This is a genomic window from Marinobacter sp. SS5-14b (genome assembly GCF_030541005.1).
GTDB lineage: Bacteria > Pseudomonadota > Gammaproteobacteria > Pseudomonadales > Oleiphilaceae > Marinobacter.
In genome coordinates, this window is sequence record NZ_JASSVM010000004.1 from 301302 (window position 1) to 315402 (window position 14101).

At 55.7% G+C, this 14101-nt stretch carries 12 protein-coding genes and 1 other RNA gene; 6 read left to right on the forward strand and 7 right to left on the reverse strand.

The window, feature by feature from the left end:
• Positions 1–172 precede the first annotated feature (172 nt).
• The gene (gene recN, locus QPL95_RS11350; RefSeq protein WP_303291079.1) at positions 173–1852 is read left to right on the forward strand and encodes a DNA repair protein RecN; all 1680 of its coding nucleotides are present in this window, start codon (positions 173–175) and stop codon (positions 1850–1852) included.
• A 71-nt stretch (positions 1853–1923) separates the two neighbouring features.
• Here the strand turns inward: recN and fur are convergent, their stop codons facing one another.
• On the reverse strand, positions 1924–2340 hold the full coding sequence (gene fur / locus QPL95_RS11355; RefSeq protein ID WP_303291080.1) for a ferric iron uptake transcriptional regulator: 417 nt from the start codon (positions 2338–2340) through the stop codon (positions 1924–1926).
• Positions 2341–2462: 122 nt separating this feature from the next.
• On the opposite strand from fur, the gene QPL95_RS11360 reads away from it, so the two are divergent.
• Positions 2463–2795 carry an outer membrane protein assembly factor BamE gene (locus tag QPL95_RS11360; RefSeq protein WP_303291081.1) on the forward strand — a complete coding sequence of 111 codons (333 nt, stop codon included), beginning with the start codon at positions 2463–2465 and terminating at the stop codon, positions 2793–2795.
• 4 nt (positions 2796–2799) lie between these two features.
• Here the strand turns inward: QPL95_RS11360 and QPL95_RS11365 are convergent, their stop codons facing one another.
• From QPL95_RS11365 to QPL95_RS11375, 3 genes are read right to left on the reverse strand one after another with little or no spacing between them, the layout of a single operon-like run.
• A complete protein-coding gene (locus QPL95_RS11365; protein ID WP_303291082.1) occupies positions 2800–3078 on the reverse strand; it encodes an RnfH family protein in 279 nt (92 codons plus the stop codon).
• A complete protein-coding gene (locus QPL95_RS11370) occupies positions 3078–3524 on the reverse strand; it encodes a type II toxin-antitoxin system RatA family toxin (RefSeq protein WP_303291083.1) in 447 nt (148 codons plus the stop codon). Before QPL95_RS11370 ends, QPL95_RS11365 begins: the two co-directional genes overlap by 1 nt.
• A 60-nt stretch (positions 3525–3584) precedes the next feature.
• On the reverse strand, positions 3585–5177 hold the full coding sequence (locus QPL95_RS11375; RefSeq protein WP_303291084.1) for a sodium-dependent transporter: 1593 nt from the start codon (positions 5175–5177) through the stop codon (positions 3585–3587).
• A 181-nt stretch (positions 5178–5358) separates the two neighbouring features.
• Between QPL95_RS11375 and smpB the strand changes: the two genes are divergently transcribed.
• From smpB to QPL95_RS11395, 4 genes are all read left to right on the forward strand, one after another.
• The gene (smpB, locus tag QPL95_RS11380; RefSeq protein ID WP_303291085.1) at positions 5359–5841 is read left to right on the forward strand and encodes an SsrA-binding protein SmpB; all 483 of its coding nucleotides are present in this window, start codon (positions 5359–5361) and stop codon (positions 5839–5841) included.
• 139 nt (positions 5842–5980) lie between these two features.
• A complete protein-coding gene (locus tag QPL95_RS11385; RefSeq protein ID WP_303291086.1) occupies positions 5981–7399 on the forward strand; it encodes a wax ester/triacylglycerol synthase family O-acyltransferase in 1419 nt (472 codons plus the stop codon).
• A gap of 83 nt (positions 7400–7482) precedes the next feature.
• Positions 7483–7847: a transfer-messenger RNA gene (gene ssrA / locus QPL95_RS11390) on the forward strand.
• 218 nt (positions 7848–8065) lie between these two features.
• Entirely contained in the window at positions 8066–8953 is an 888-nt protein-coding gene (locus QPL95_RS11395; RefSeq protein WP_303291087.1) for a chemotaxis protein, read from the forward strand.
• On the opposite strand, the gene QPL95_RS11400 is transcribed toward QPL95_RS11395, so the two are convergent.
• From QPL95_RS11400 to QPL95_RS11410, 3 genes are read right to left on the reverse strand one after another with little or no spacing between them, the layout of a single operon-like run.
• Complete coding sequence (locus QPL95_RS11400; protein ID WP_303291088.1) at positions 8950–10620, reverse strand: acetolactate synthase large subunit; 1671 nt, start codon at positions 10618–10620, stop codon at positions 8950–8952. The genes QPL95_RS11395 and QPL95_RS11400 overlap by 4 nt on opposite strands.
• A gap of 30 nt (positions 10621–10650) precedes the next feature.
• Positions 10651–12675: a hypothetical protein gene (locus QPL95_RS11405; RefSeq protein WP_303291089.1), complete on the reverse strand. Its 2025-nt coding sequence runs from the start codon at positions 12673–12675 to the stop codon at positions 10651–10653.
• A gap of 53 nt (positions 12676–12728) precedes the next feature.
• Complete coding sequence (locus QPL95_RS11410; protein WP_303291090.1) at positions 12729–13961, reverse strand: acetyl-CoA carboxylase biotin carboxylase subunit family protein; 1233 nt, start codon at positions 13959–13961, stop codon at positions 12729–12731.
• Positions 13962–14101 lie beyond the last annotated feature (140 nt).

Below are 14101 nucleotides of genomic sequence, written 5' to 3' on the forward strand. Positions count from 1 at the left end.
ATATGGGGCCCGTCGCTCAGGATTCAACCTCAAAGATCAGATTCTTTAACAATTTCCCCGAGCACTGTTTGCAAACCGCCAGACTACTGTATATATTCACAGCAACTGTATAACCAGACAGTAATCGAATTCGTTACCCAGAGGCCAGCCGGCCCAAGCGGAGGTTATCGGCATGCTCACACAACTCACGGTATCCAATTACGCCATTGCTGAGCGCGTTGAACTTCAGTTCAATAAAGGCATGACAGCCCTGACCGGCGAAACAGGCGCCGGAAAATCCATCGTTCTTGATGCATTGAGCCTGGCAATGGGCGGACGCGCCGATGCCGGCGCCGTGCGTCATGGCGCAAGCCGCGCCGACATTACCGCTTGCTTTGATATTTCCCGCATACCTGAAGCCAGTGAGTGGCTGGAAAGCCACGATCTGGATGAAAAAAACGAGTGCATTCTTCGTCGGACGATCAGCAAAGACGGCCGCTCAAAAGCCTTCATTAACGGCCAGCCCTGCCCCTTGTCGCAGCTGAAAGAACTGGGCGGCCTCCTGATGGACATCCACAGCCAGCACCAGCACCAGTCATTGCTGCGTAAAGACACCCATCGCAAGCTGCTTGACGAGTTTGCAGGCGCAGAGCAACTGGCCGAACAGACCGAAGCCGCCTGGAAAGCCTGGAATCAGACCAACCGGAAACTTGAGCAGCGCCGCCAGAATGCTGACGAAGCAGAAGCCAAGCTCCAGCTTTTGCGCTACCAGGTTGAAGAACTGGACAGATTAGCGATTGACTCAGGTGAGCAGGAGGCATTGGAGCAAGAACAGGGCCAGCTGAGCCAGGCCGATACCATTCTGCACAGCAGTCATCAGGCCGCGCTGCTCTGCACAGAAGATGAAGCCAGCGCTGCACAACTGGTTCGCCAGGCGCTTCACTATCTGGAGCAACTTCCGGTTGAAGTATCCGAACTTGCCGACACCCTTCAAATGCTCAGCGAGGCACAGATCCAGATTTCTGAAGCCGGAGATAACCTGCGCCGCTTTGTCGACGATTACGAAGCGGATCCAGCACGCCTGGCGGAAGTAGAAGACCGCCTGAGCGCCATCTATCAAATGGCCCGTAAACATCGCATTTCACCGGAAGAGCTGCCAGAGCTGCATCAGCGCCTCAAGGCAGAGCTGGCCGAGCTCGATGGCGGCGAAGGCAGTCTCGAACAACTCGAAGCAGAACTTGAGAAGCAAAAAGCCGGGTACAGTGAGCTGGCACAACGCCTATCCACCAAGCGCGAACAGGCAGCAGCCGAGTTGGATCAACGCATCGCACTGGAACTGGCCCAACTGAGCATGCCGGCAGTCCAGTTCATCACGAATTTAAGCCGCAACGAGCAAGATGAGCCGGGGTTACATGGCATGGAAGAGGTTGAGTTCCTGGTCAGCGCCAACCCGGGCCAGCCCGCCCGCCCACTGGCAAAGGTTGCCTCAGGCGGCGAACTTTCACGAATCAGCCTGGCCATTCAGGTCGTTGTTGCCCAAACGTCGACCACGCCCACACTGGTGTTTGACGAAGTTGACGTTGGCATTGGCGGCGGCACAGCCGAAGTGGTTGGCCGCCTGCTAAGAGCCTTAGGCAGCAACGGCCAGGTGCTGTGCGTGACCCATCTGCCTCAAGTGGCAGCCCAGTGCCATCAACACCTGTTTGTCAGCAAGTTTACCGATAAAGAAGCAACGTTTTCTCGAATCGAATCGCTGAGTGATCAGGGCAGAATCGATGAAGTGGCAAGGATGCTGGGTGGCGTAGACATGACCGAACAGACCATCGCTCATGCCAGAGAAATGTTTGTGAAGGGTCAGGCGACCCACCACTGAAATCCCCTCTCGTTTTCGGGAGCTTCCGGGGCCGGCTTGTGCCGGCCCCTTTTTTTATCGTGTCAAAACGATTACTTGCCGGACTTCAGGGGCTTAACGTAAAGAATCAAACTGTGATCAACGATTTCATAACCGTGCTCTGCCGCGATCTTCTGCTGGCGCTGCTCAATGATCTCATCCACAAACTCAACAACCTCACCCGTCTGGGTGCAAACCATATGGTCGTGATGATCCTCACCCGCCATTTCAAATACCGCGTGACCACCTTCAAAGTTGTGGCGCAGCACCAGGCCTGCCGCTTCAAACTGAGTCAGCACCCGATACACAGTTGCCAGCCCGACGTCATCGCCCTGCTCCAGTAATTTCTTGTAAACATCCTCGGCACTCAAATGGTGCTCTTTGGCATTTTCAAGAATATTGAAGATCTTGACTCTCGGCAGAGTAACCTTAAGACCGACTTTTCGTAATTCGGTGTTTTCAGATGACATGCTAGTATTCACTCTTTGGTGTGCCTTACGGCTTCCGGTATGATGAAGCCGCCGTTCAACGGTCAACCCGTTTCACACCTGCCCCAGGCAGGCGAATTCAAGATAGAGGATTTCCCCAGGCGATGCAAAAGCTCACCGCTATCGTTCTTATTAGCATTTTATCTCTGGCTGGGTGTGTTTTCCCCGGCGTTTACAAAATCAACGTACAACAAGGCAACATTGTAACCGACAAAGAGCTCACAAGCTTGTCTGAAGGGATGCCCCGAAGCCAGGTCCACGCCCTGCTCGGCACACCGCTGATGCTCAACCCGGTGGATCCTTCGAGGGAATACTACGTTTACACGTTCCAGCGTCGCGGAGGCGATATCGAAGAGCAGCGTATCATCGTTTATTACGAAGACGACGCCTACAGCCATTACGAAGCCCAGCTATTGGAAGAAACCCCCGCCTACTAACGGCTCACGATTTCTTCTTGGCGCGATTGAGCCGGGCCTGTTTCGGGTCAATTTTCAGTGGCCGGTAAAGCTCCAGCCGGTCGCCGTCATGAAGTTCATAGCTTGCAGGGTCTTTGATCACCTTCCCGAAGACCCCCATATCAATCTCATCAGGATTGATCTCGGGAAAGATGTCCGTAATTCCGGACACCCGAACAACTTCCAAGGCCACCATTCCCTCAGGTACGGTCACTTGCACAATTTGCTGCTTGTCCGGCCGGGCATAGGCAACTTCAACTTGCATCAGAGCACCCCTCCCCGATAGACCACATCGGCACGGCGGCAAAACGCATCCACCATGGTATTGGCAGCCTGGTTAAACACCGGCCCGAAAGTCATCCGCGATAATGAGCCCGAGAATTCAAACTCCAGGGTGAGAATCACCTTGCAAGCGTTGTCGTCCAGCGCGCGAAAGTGCCAACGGCCGGTGAGGTTTTTCAGGGGGCCATCTACCAGCTTCATCTCGATGGATTCCGGCATCAACAACTGATTCCGTGTGGTGAGCGTGTGCCGCACCCCGCCCTTCGCGATCTCCAGCGATGCCATGATTTCAGCATCCGTCTGCTCATGCACTTCGGCACCTGCGCACCAAGGCAAAAATTCGGGATAGCGGGCAATATCATTGACCAAATGGAACATGCGCTCCGCCGAGTGCATAACCAGCGCTGTTTTATCTATCTGATGAGCCATGAAAACCGGGATTCCTGCCTTTACCTTACAAACTTTCCACGACCGCAAATGCGCGGAGGGTTACACGCTATGATAAAGGATATCACCCTCTTTGGGGGCGTTTTCCTCCGGCTTAGGGATGTTTCCGGCCTCTGGTTTCGCTGACGCCGGCATTTCAGGACGACCATCTACCCGCGGGGCTGACTCTTCCGGAGGGCCGGCCGTGGGCGTGGGCGGGCTCTGCGCATCACTGCGCTGCCCGCACCAAATGGCGGCGCTCCCGTTTTCGCACAGATTGGTCAGAGAAAACGCGGTGTATTGAATACCAATCCATGCAACCACCAAGGGCAACACCAAGCGCATCGTCCAGTACCAGATTTTCCTGAACACAACCGGTGCGCCGCCAAGCATGCCAGCGAGGTACCTCTTGGCCAGGCACCAACCGGTGAAGGTCGCGATCAGTATCGCCACCAAAGGAATGAGCACACCGCCAGTGATCAGCTCCAGCCACCTGAACGTTGTCGCCCCCGCCAAACGGTAATCCGACCATACGTTGAAAGAGAACAATGACGCCAGCCCAACAAACCATACTGCAGCGCCAATGATGATCACTGTCCAGGCCCTGGGCGCGCCCGTCCACTCCCGGAACCAGCCAACCACGGGCTCCAATAATGAGATGGCGGTAGCCCAGACAATCAGCAGCACCGCCAGGAATACCGCCGTAATCACAATCTGACTGTAGGGTAGCTGCCCGAGGGTAACCGGCAAAGACACAAACAACAGGCTGAACCCGCGCTCACCGTCCAGACTTCCCGCCTCTGAAGCGGCTGAAAACATCATCACACCAGCAATAATGGCGATCAGCGTGTCCATCAACACCACCGCCAGTATGGAGCGCTTCAGGCGGGTGTGCGAGGTGCTATACGCACCGAAAACCGCCCAGACACCCATGCCCAGACCCAGCGTGTAGAACGCATGAAAAAAAGCTGCCTTGACGCTGCCGAAACCAACTTCCTCAGGCCGAAATGCCAGTATGTGCTCAACGCCGTAAGCCAGCTGACCGTGACGAGCTGCCAGCACAAAAAGCGCAATCATCAATAGCAGCGCCCCCGGCACGATCATCCGAAGCGAACGCTCCACGCCCTTGACCACACCCCGCGCAGAAACCCAAATCACCAGCAACAGAAAAAAAGCGTGCCAGCCCATAAATTCCCGGTGACGCCCCGAGCTGGACACAAGATCAGCCAGAATACCGGTGGCCGTATCAGGCGTGGCGCCGCCAAAATAATCCGCCGCCCCAAAAAACACATAAGCCAGAACGATACCGCCAAACACCGCGGTGAACGACAGGACCAGAAAGGCTGCAAGGATGCTCAATGGCCCCGCGGCCCTCCACCAGGGGGAACATCCTGAATTTTTCACCAACCCATCCATGGCCAATACGATGCCGTGACGGGACTGCCTGCCAATGACCGCCTCCGTGACCATCAGAGGCAGCGTAACCAGCAACAAGCAAGCGAGATAGATCAGGACAAAAAAGCCACCGCCATAAATACTGGCGAGATAAGGAAACTGCCAAAGGTTGGCGAGCCCCACTGTTGCACCGACAGAGGCCCAGAAAAATGTTGATTTTCGGGTGAACGACCCCGTTGAGGTCTGATACTTACTCGACATTCTTAACCCTGGAGTCAAATGGCCCATCATTGTAGCCGAACAGAGCCAGCCGGAACGACAAGGACAACACCATCGGAGGCGAAATCGTGACCCGTCTGGCAGTACTGAGCTACAATGCCCGTTTTGCCGGCGCACGCATACTTCGCCGTCACAGTCATTCTTCAGACTCCGAGCAGGATTCATGAGCAAGAAGAAAGCAAGCGGACCAACCAGCAACACCATCGCCCTGAACAAAAAGGCGAAACACGAGTATCACATTGAAGAGCGCTTCGAAGCGGGCCTCGTCCTGCTCGGGTGGGAAGTAAAATCCCTGCGAGCCGGCAAGGCCCAGCTGGTCGATTCTTATGTTCTTCTGAAGGATGGCGAAGCCTGGTTGCTGGGCGCCCACATCACTCCGCTGAATACGGCCTCAACCCACGTAATCGCAGATCCGACCCGTACTCGCAAACTGCTGCTACATGCAAAAGAAATTGCCAAGATACTCGGCAAGGTCAACCAGGCTGGCAACACCTGCATCCCACTGGCTATGTACTGGAAGGGCAACAAAGTGAAGTGCGAGATTGCCCTGGCAAAAGGCAAGAAGCTGTTCGATAAACGGGCGACCGAGAAAGAGCGGGACTGGAACCGGCAAAAGCAGCGCATCGTCCGCGAAGCCAATACCTGAGCCTCGCGGGCACTGTCGCCTTTTCACCCTCTTTGCGGTTTAACCGCAGCCCCCTATACTCAGAAGTTCACCTCCGATTCGGCCCCGAAGGAAGTGTCAGGTGGCCCGGTGATTCTGGTGCATAGCAACAGGAGGGCTTATGTTAGCCAAACGATCTCGAATGACCTCTGTCGACCGTTCCTGGCTGCGCATGGACACGCCGGAAAATCCCATGATGATCTCCGCGGTGCTCATGTTCGAATCCCCGATCCCGATCGGGCGACTCAAACGGCTTCTTGAAGAGAGATTCCTGAAGTTCAGTCGGTTTCGTGAGCGGGTGGTGCAAAAGGGTGACCGGGTATATTGGGAAGAAGACCCGCTGTTTGACCTGGACAACCACCTGCATTTGATCGCTCTACCGGGCAACGGCGGCAAAAAGGAACTTCAGGCACTGGCCAGCGACTTCAATAGTTCTGCTCTGGATTTTCGGCGCCCCCTCTGGCAAATCCATTACATCGACAATTACCAGGGCGGCTGTGCCTTGCTGATTCGCATCCACCACTGCATTGCGGACGGCATTTCGCTGGTGCGAGTACTACTGTCTCTCACCGACAAATCGCCCGAACCGAAGCTGGAACGGGTTGCCCACAAGAGAGGTAAAAAGCGTCCCAAAGGCACGCCCGCCAACCGCTTTCTGAACCGACTGGTTGATAGCAGCCAGGCCGGATGGCAGCAGGCACGGCTGTTCGTCAATTCGGTCAGGGACGAACCCAATTACCCTCTCAAATTAGCAACAACTGCGGGCAGTATCGCCATCGACCTATTGAAACTCGGTTTGGCACCGTCGGAACCCGACACCAGCCTGAAAAGCCAGTTGGTCGGCCGCAAGCACGTAGCCTGGGCAGAGCCTCTGGCACTCGACGACGTAAAGCATTGCGCCAAACTTCTGCACGGAACCATCAACGATGTTCTGTTGTGCGCCGCCACAGGCGCACTCAGCCGGCACTTCATTGAACACGGCCAACCCGTGCCGGACTGCGGAATTCGTGTTGCCGTACCTTTCAATCTGCGCCCCCTTGATCAGCCCATCGAAACCCTTGGTAATCAGTTCGGCCTTGTCCTGGTGAGCCTTCCGATTGAAGTGACAGAACCCATCATGTGTTTCAAGCAAGTTCAGGAAAACATGAACCGCCTGAAGCGATCCTATCAGGCTCAGGTAACCTACAGCCTGCTGGATCTGTTCGGTCGGGGCCCGGATGTTCTTGAGCGTCGCGCACTGGATCTGCTGAGCAACAAAGCCTCTGCCGTACTCACCAACGTTCCGGGGCCCAGGCATGCGGTCTATCTGGGGGGCAGCAAGCTCATTCAGCCGATGTTCTGGGTTCCACAAAGCGGCAGCATCGGCATAGGCATGAGCATTTTCAGCTACGACAACACGGTACAATTCGGGATTACCATCGATAAAGGCATCCAGGCCGACCCAATCGCCGTCATGGGCTATTTCCGAGACAGTTTCCAGAACCTGTACGATGCCGCGCTGAAGATGCATGAAAGAAAAGAGCTTCGACATGCCTCCTGAGCAGGGAATAAGTACAAATATTCAGGCCGTCGGATAAACAACCCTTGAAGTTCTTCTGCACGGCCACATATACTGAAGCATAAGGGGACGACATGGCTTCGACGCTGGTGGCGAACCCTTGAGTGCATGTCGAGATGGCAGCGAATCTCGTAAATCCAAAGCTGCAACGCAATAGTCGCAAACGACGAAAACTACGCACTAGCAGCGTAAGCTGCTAGTCGTCCTGACCGGGTCGCCCGTAGCTCGGAAGCAACATCTCAGGACGTCATCGCTTACGGGATGCTCCGTTATCCAGAGTTCACTGGCTAGCGGCTAAGATTCAAAGAACTCGCCTCCGGCACCCTGGCCTTCGGGTCGCTTGAGGTTAAATCAATTGAAGGACATAAACATGTAGAGTCTCAAGGCCTAGTGCTGGCGGACGCGGGTTCAATTCCCGCCGTCTCCACCAACTTCCAAGAGAAAAGCCCCTGATTTCAGGGGCTTTTTTATGCCCGATCAAGTCCTCCCTCCCTTAAAACCAGCCGCCGCCACTCTTGTCACCAATTGATACAAAGCAGCTGAACCCCCCACCGCAGCAAAGCTGCTACTATTGCTACAGATGAAATCAAACCTTTCCTGCGGAGCCCCTGGCACCGGGAATCTGAGTACTTAAAAGGATCGGGCTTTATGTCCAGCAAAGCGAAGCAGTCCCAGAAACTTTTGCTGTTCTCTCTCTCCGGGTCGCGGCTTTTTGGCATTGGCACCCTGAAGATTCGCGAAATCCTGCCGTTTCAACGGCTGACAAAGCTTCCCCATAGCCACCGGGCCGTCATCGGTACAGCCACATTCCGGGGCTCTGCGGTACCGGTTATTGATATGGCGGCTGCCGTGGGTTACCCCGCGCTTTCGAAGGACGAGCAAGCCAAGGGGTCGATCATCGTAACCGACATTCAGCGCCAGGAAATCGGCTTTCTGGTGCGCAGCGTTCAGCAAATTATTGAGACGGACTGGAAGAGCGTTATGCCGCCGCCCAAGGCTCTGGGCAGCAACGCCTTTATCACCGGGCTACTGGATCTGGATGGCGATATTATTCAGCTATTGGATGTGGAGTTGCTGCTGGCCAAGGTATACCCGGAATCTCTGGATGCTCAGGAAGTCGTGCTCTCAGACATTCAGAGCGAAACCCTGAAATCCCTGAACATTCTTCTCGTGGACGACTCTCAGGTTGCACGGAAACAACTGTCGGATGTCCTGGACGGCAAAGACATTACCTATCACGTGACCAGCAACGGGGATGACGCGCTGCAGGTGCTGCTGAGCGAGCATGAACTGGGGCACCCGATTGACATTCTGGTCAGCGATATTGAGATGCCAGGGCTCGATGGCTACGAACTGACGTTCGATGTACGGGACAATTCAGCACTGAAACAACCTTACATCATCCTGCATACGTCGCTGAACAGTGAAATGAGCCTGAGCTATGCCAATCAGGTCGGCGCCAACGAGGCTTTGACCAAGTTCGACGCCGTTGAACTGCTCCAGGCCATGCTGCGGGGTGCTGCACAGGCCGATTAAAGCCTGCAGGTCAGCTCCGCCAGCTCCTCATCAAAGACCCGCCGGTTTTCGCTGTAATCCACGGGCACTTCCACCAGGTGCACACCACCTGCGGCAAGCGCAGCTTCAAGCGTTGGCCGCAGGTCTTCTGTCCGCGCAATTCTGTGGCCTTCGGCACCGTAGGCACGGGCATAGGTAACAAAGTCCGGGTTGCCATAGTCCAGCCCAAAGTCCTCGAACCCTTCCTGTCCCTGCTTCCATTTGATCATGCCGTAAGCACTGTCGCTGATAATCAGCACCACCAGGTTGAGTTTCAGGCGCACGGCTGTTTCCAGTTCCTGGCTGTTCATCATGAAACCGCCATCACCGCAAATGGCCATAACTTTGAGATCCGGATACAGCATGGAGGCCATCATGCCGCTGGGCAGGCCGGCCCCCATAGAGGCCAAAGCGTTATCCAATAGAACCGTATTGTTGTCGTAAGCGGGGTAGTTGCGGGCAAACCAGAGTTTGTACATGCCATTATCGAGCGCAATGATGCCGTCGTCGGGCATGGCCTGACGAACATCATGAACAATCCTCTGGGGGATCACCGGGAACCGCCCGTCCCCGGCTCGGTCCAGCAAGTGCACATCGACTGCATGCTTGACCTCCAGCAACCCGGTAAAGTCGTGATTCGCACACTCGCCACAGTGTTCGGCAAGATATTCCACACTGTTTGCGATATCCCCCACCACCTCGTGCTGCGGGAAATACACCGGGTCTACATCGGCACCGCTGAAGTTCACATGGATGACTTTTTTGCCGCCGGGAGTCATAAAAAACGGCGGCTTTTCAACCACATCGTGGCCAACGTTGATGACCAGATCGGCCCGGTCGATAGCGCAATGGACAAAATCCCCAGCTGACAGTGCCGCATTACCCAGATAGCCAGGGTGGCGCTCATCAACCACACCCTTGCCCATCTGCGTAGTGAAAAAGGGGATGCCCGTCACGTTGATCAGGTGCAACAGCGCCTGAGACACCCGCTTACGATTGGCCCCGGCGCCAATCATGATCAGCGGATGCCGGGCTTCACGCAGCATATCGCAGGCCATCTCCAGGCTTTTCTGACTGGCAGAGGGCCGGCGGGCGTCGCTGGGCGCAAAAATGTGAGTGTCTGGAGCGGGTAACTCCGCAGCAATATCTTCCGGTAGCTCCAGATGCACAGCTCCGGGGCGTTCTTCAGAAGCCAATCGAAAGGCCTCGCGAACCTTTGCCGGTATGGTATTGGCATTGCTGATCTGGCGGGTGTACTTGGTCAGTGGGCGCATTAAATCGACCACATCCAGAATCTGGAACAAACCCTGTTTGGACGACTTGATCGGCTTCTGGCCGGAAATCATCAACATGGGCATGCCGCCAAGCTGGGCATAAGCCGCTGCGGTAACGAGGTTGGTGGCTCCAGGGCCCAGGGTAGAGAGACACACGCCAACCTGACCGGTCAGGCGCCCGTAGGTGGCCGCCATAAAACCCGCTGCCTGCTCATGACGATTAAGCACCAGCTGGATGCTGGATCTTCGAAGCGCTTCGAGAAAGGCCAGGTTTTCTTCACCTGGCACCGCAAAAATGTATTTAACGCCTTCATTCTCCAGCGCACGGATAAACAGCTCAGCTCCGTTTCGGGCCGCACCTTGCTCGTTAGCCATATCCTTCCTCTTGATCAGTGAGTGGCGGGATCAATCGGTTCTTGGCGGCTCCGCCTGCAGGAGATCGGCGGGCAACCGGCCTTCACCCCAGCTGCAATACACCCCCTCTGTTACGCGGCGAAGCTCGTCATCGTTCACTTCTGCCGGCTCACCCCGCTCCAGAGGGTCGTAGTGATATATGTACAGTCTCGACGTGAACTGCTCAAAGGGCAACGACGATTCGCCGAAACGCTCCCCGGAGCCGGACGTACTCACCTGCACCCCATCTCCCCAGTTCTGGCCACTGTCATTGTTCGGGTTAAAGAAATACACCCGCATCTCATTTTCCGGGTCCAGCGCTACCCGGAGAATGGTGATGGCGTGCCAACCGATAAAGCGGGCGGCGCTATCGGTTACCGCGATACCTGCCGGTTGCGGGTGTATCAGCGGCTGATTGCCGTTGTAGTACGGGTGATAGCTGGCGTAAAAATGCCGAATAAAACCATCCAGATCCGCAAGCTTTCCAGTTGCCACATCCACATTGATGGCAAAGCCTCGACCGGCCGACCAGCCATGGAACTCGGGGTTGACCCACTTGTGGGGATCCCCTTCCCGGCCGATGCACAAGCGCCCCATTTCGGCATAGATCCGGTCCAGGTGAGGCACCACCACCAACGAGACAGGGTCGAGATCCAGAGTCACTTCGGAGGCGACACCACCGGCACTGTGGACAGACGAAACCGGTTTGCCCTCAAAGTGCATCACGATTTCATTGTCCCGTGCCGCCCAGGCCACCATCTGCAACAGGTAGTCCGGATCATTGTATGCCCACATGGACAGCGCACGGGCTGACTGACAAGTCGGATTATTGCCCTGCCCCACGCCCAGGGGCTGTCCCAGCATGTTCAGCACACCCTGCATCAACCAGGCGCCAGCTGCCGGCTCGTAGCCATTAGCAAACTGCAGACGCTCTCTGGCCTCCGGGCAAAGTGACAGCCTTACCTGGCGCCAAAGCGCCGGCGCGACCGGCGGCTGGTACAAAATACCTCTTTCCAGTAGCAGGGCCAGACCATACAAACCCTGAGCTGTTTCCGGGAAAATCGATTCCTCAATCAGGGTACGCACCAGTTCGCTGTAACACAGCAGACAATCCCGGCCCGTACTGGACAGGCCCAGCGCATCACTCAACAGAGAATCACGATCCTCCAGAATGAAACGCACAAAAACAGCGTGGTACGGCGACACCAGACCGGTATCGTGCATGGAGCGGGCGAAGCCTGTGGCTTCATTCTGTAACGCAGCGCTGTCCATGGACGCCAATCGCTGCCCATAAACCACCGTACCCGGATCTTCGCCGCAAGCGCGCGTTGGGCCGTACAAACTGGAGATAAGCCGATCAGCGCCCCGGCCGGCACCGCCCAGGTCTGCTTCAGGGTCAGCCCGACACACCGCAATCTGGGTGATCATTCGGCGCGCGTCCGTCACTCGGATCGGCCGCTGTTCAAGAATGCGCCAGATCTCTTCGATCAGGCTGTCGATAACGTGTTCATAACCGATGTGGGTGGCCACATGCTGAACCAAAGCCTGGCTGATCAGCGCCAGCTTGCCCTGCTCCCGCTCCGCTTCGCCGGTCATACCAAACAACAGGCCCAGGTTGATGGCCAACACTTGAGTCAGGTAATGACGAGCCTGTTCGGCTGACACGCTCGGATGCTGGTAAGCCCCGCGAGCCACGGCCAACAGGCGCAATTCGCTGAAGGCCTCAATCACCACGGTGTCTGCATTCGGGCTTTGCAGCGAGTAGGTGGTCAGAGAGGGCAGAAGAATTCCGGGCTCTGCCCAGTCTGTGCCGTCATACACTCCGGCTTCTTCGAGCCGGCGAGCGCGGGCTTCGATTGCCTGACAACCGCCCGGTTGCAGAAGCACGCGACGGGCGGTATCAAATAACTTAGGGAGCTTGCCGGCCTTTGCAAACGGCCGGCTTTCTTCCAGAGCCGCGATGGACTCGTCCAGTTTCTGCAACAGCCTATCAACGTTTACTGCTGAAGGCTGGCTGGCCGGTTGGCGTTGACTCAAACGAGGCTCCTCAGGGCCTGCATCAAACCCTTTTTTGTTAATGCATGCCTCGATTATACATAGAAATCGAGTTCTTCCTGATGTTTGAGCAAGTCCCGCAGCACGTAGGGATCCTCACCAAAGAAATAGATCAGGCCCCAATGGGTACCAAAGGCGGTGCGTTTGGTGACGGTTTCCTCAACCGGCGGCGTCAGTTCGTGAGACTCAAAGTAGTCGTGATTTTCGGTCTCTTCCGGGATCTCCAGACGGCTGACCACGCGACGGCGCGGATAAACACCAAAGCAGCCGGCGTAGCCTTTGGCATCGACCACTTCTTTCGGGAAAAAGGCTTTGACTTCTTCGTCTGTGGTCTTCGGATCAAAGGCCATGATCAAACCCTGGTAGGCATTGAACCCGTAGGCACGCTCCAGCAATTCGAACACTTTGAAGCCCGGTGGACGATAAGCCACCTCACCGAAGTACATGGTGCCGTCACTGGTGACAAAGTATTCCGGGTGAACAAAGCCGAACTCGATATCAAATGTCTTGATCAACTTCTCGATCTGCGCGGTGATCTCGGCACGGTATTTCTCAAGATCCGGCGTAGCAGGCACAAACACCGAGTAGCCCAGAGTGACGTACTCTGAAATGTTCAGAAAGCAAATTTTGCCGTTGTGAATCCAGGCCTCAACCGCGAACTCCCAACCATCGAGATGGGACTCCATCAGTACTGGAAACTCTTCATCAGGAATGGTGTCGACTTCATCCGGAGTTCGAATCACCCGATGGCCAAGACAGCCAGCTTTATCGAAAGCTTTCAGGTGGATAGGGTCATTGGGGTCGCCGTCCAGCTTCAAAAGGGTCTGGTTCACTCGCTTGAGGAAACGAACCACGTCTTCCCGGTCGTGGGCTTCTTCAAATATGCCCACACGAATGCCGCCAAGCTGGGCACGCCGTTTCATCAACGCCTTATCTCGCAGCAGCATGGCCTGGCCGAAAAGTCTTGGATTACTCATCAAAACGGAGTTGATGGCGCCCGCCCACTCAACGGTTTCTTCAAACAACGGGATGGCAACATCGACACCCATATCTTTAAGAGTCTGGGCGATCTCGAATGAGCGGTCGTTCAGGCGCTCGAAATTCCAGGGCACGTAGGGAATGTTGTGTTCTTCACAGTAGGGTTCCGCCCAATCGGGGGCCACGACCACATATTTCCGGTCAAATTTGTCCGCCGCTTCTACGGCATTCAAGCTCCAGCCCAGGAGGGCAACATACCCTTTGTCGGGATTATACTTCTGTTCGTTCACAGGCGTTCTCCACGTAAGGGTTGGCCTTTTACCCTGAACTTATTGGTTACAAATCGCAACAGTTGGCACTGAACATTATTTGCGCAACCCGAAACCCTGTGCTTGTATAAAGCTGATAGGCCAGTTGGATGGCACAGCCT

Bases quoted from the DNA above. Each gene is read 5' to 3' on its own strand.
- recN (WP_303291079.1), top strand. From the start codon at position 173: ATGCTCACACAACTCACGGTATCCAATTACGCCATTGCTGAGCGCGTT.
- fur (WP_303291080.1), bottom strand. From the start codon at position 2,340: ATGTCATCTGAAAACACCGAATTACGAAAAGTCGGTCTTAAGGTTACT.
- QPL95_RS11360 (WP_303291081.1), top strand. From the start codon at position 2,463: ATGCAAAAGCTCACCGCTATCGTTCTTATTAGCATTTTATCTCTGGCT.
- QPL95_RS11365 (WP_303291082.1), bottom strand. From the start codon at position 3,078: ATGCAAGTTGAAGTTGCCTATGCCCGGCCGGACAAGCAGCAAATTGTG.
- QPL95_RS11370 (WP_303291083.1), bottom strand. From the start codon at position 3,524: ATGGCTCATCAGATAGATAAAACAGCGCTGGTTATGCACTCGGCGGAG.
- QPL95_RS11375 (WP_303291084.1), bottom strand. From the start codon at position 5,177: ATGTCGAGTAAGTATCAGACCTCAACGGGGTCGTTCACCCGAAAATCA.
- smpB (WP_303291085.1), top strand. From the start codon at position 5,359: ATGAGCAAGAAGAAAGCAAGCGGACCAACCAGCAACACCATCGCCCTG.
- QPL95_RS11385 (WP_303291086.1), top strand. From the start codon at position 5,981: ATGTTAGCCAAACGATCTCGAATGACCTCTGTCGACCGTTCCTGGCTG.
- QPL95_RS11395 (WP_303291087.1), top strand. From the start codon at position 8,066: ATGTCCAGCAAAGCGAAGCAGTCCCAGAAACTTTTGCTGTTCTCTCTC.
- QPL95_RS11400 (WP_303291088.1), bottom strand. From the start codon at position 10,620: ATGGCTAACGAGCAAGGTGCGGCCCGAAACGGAGCTGAGCTGTTTATC.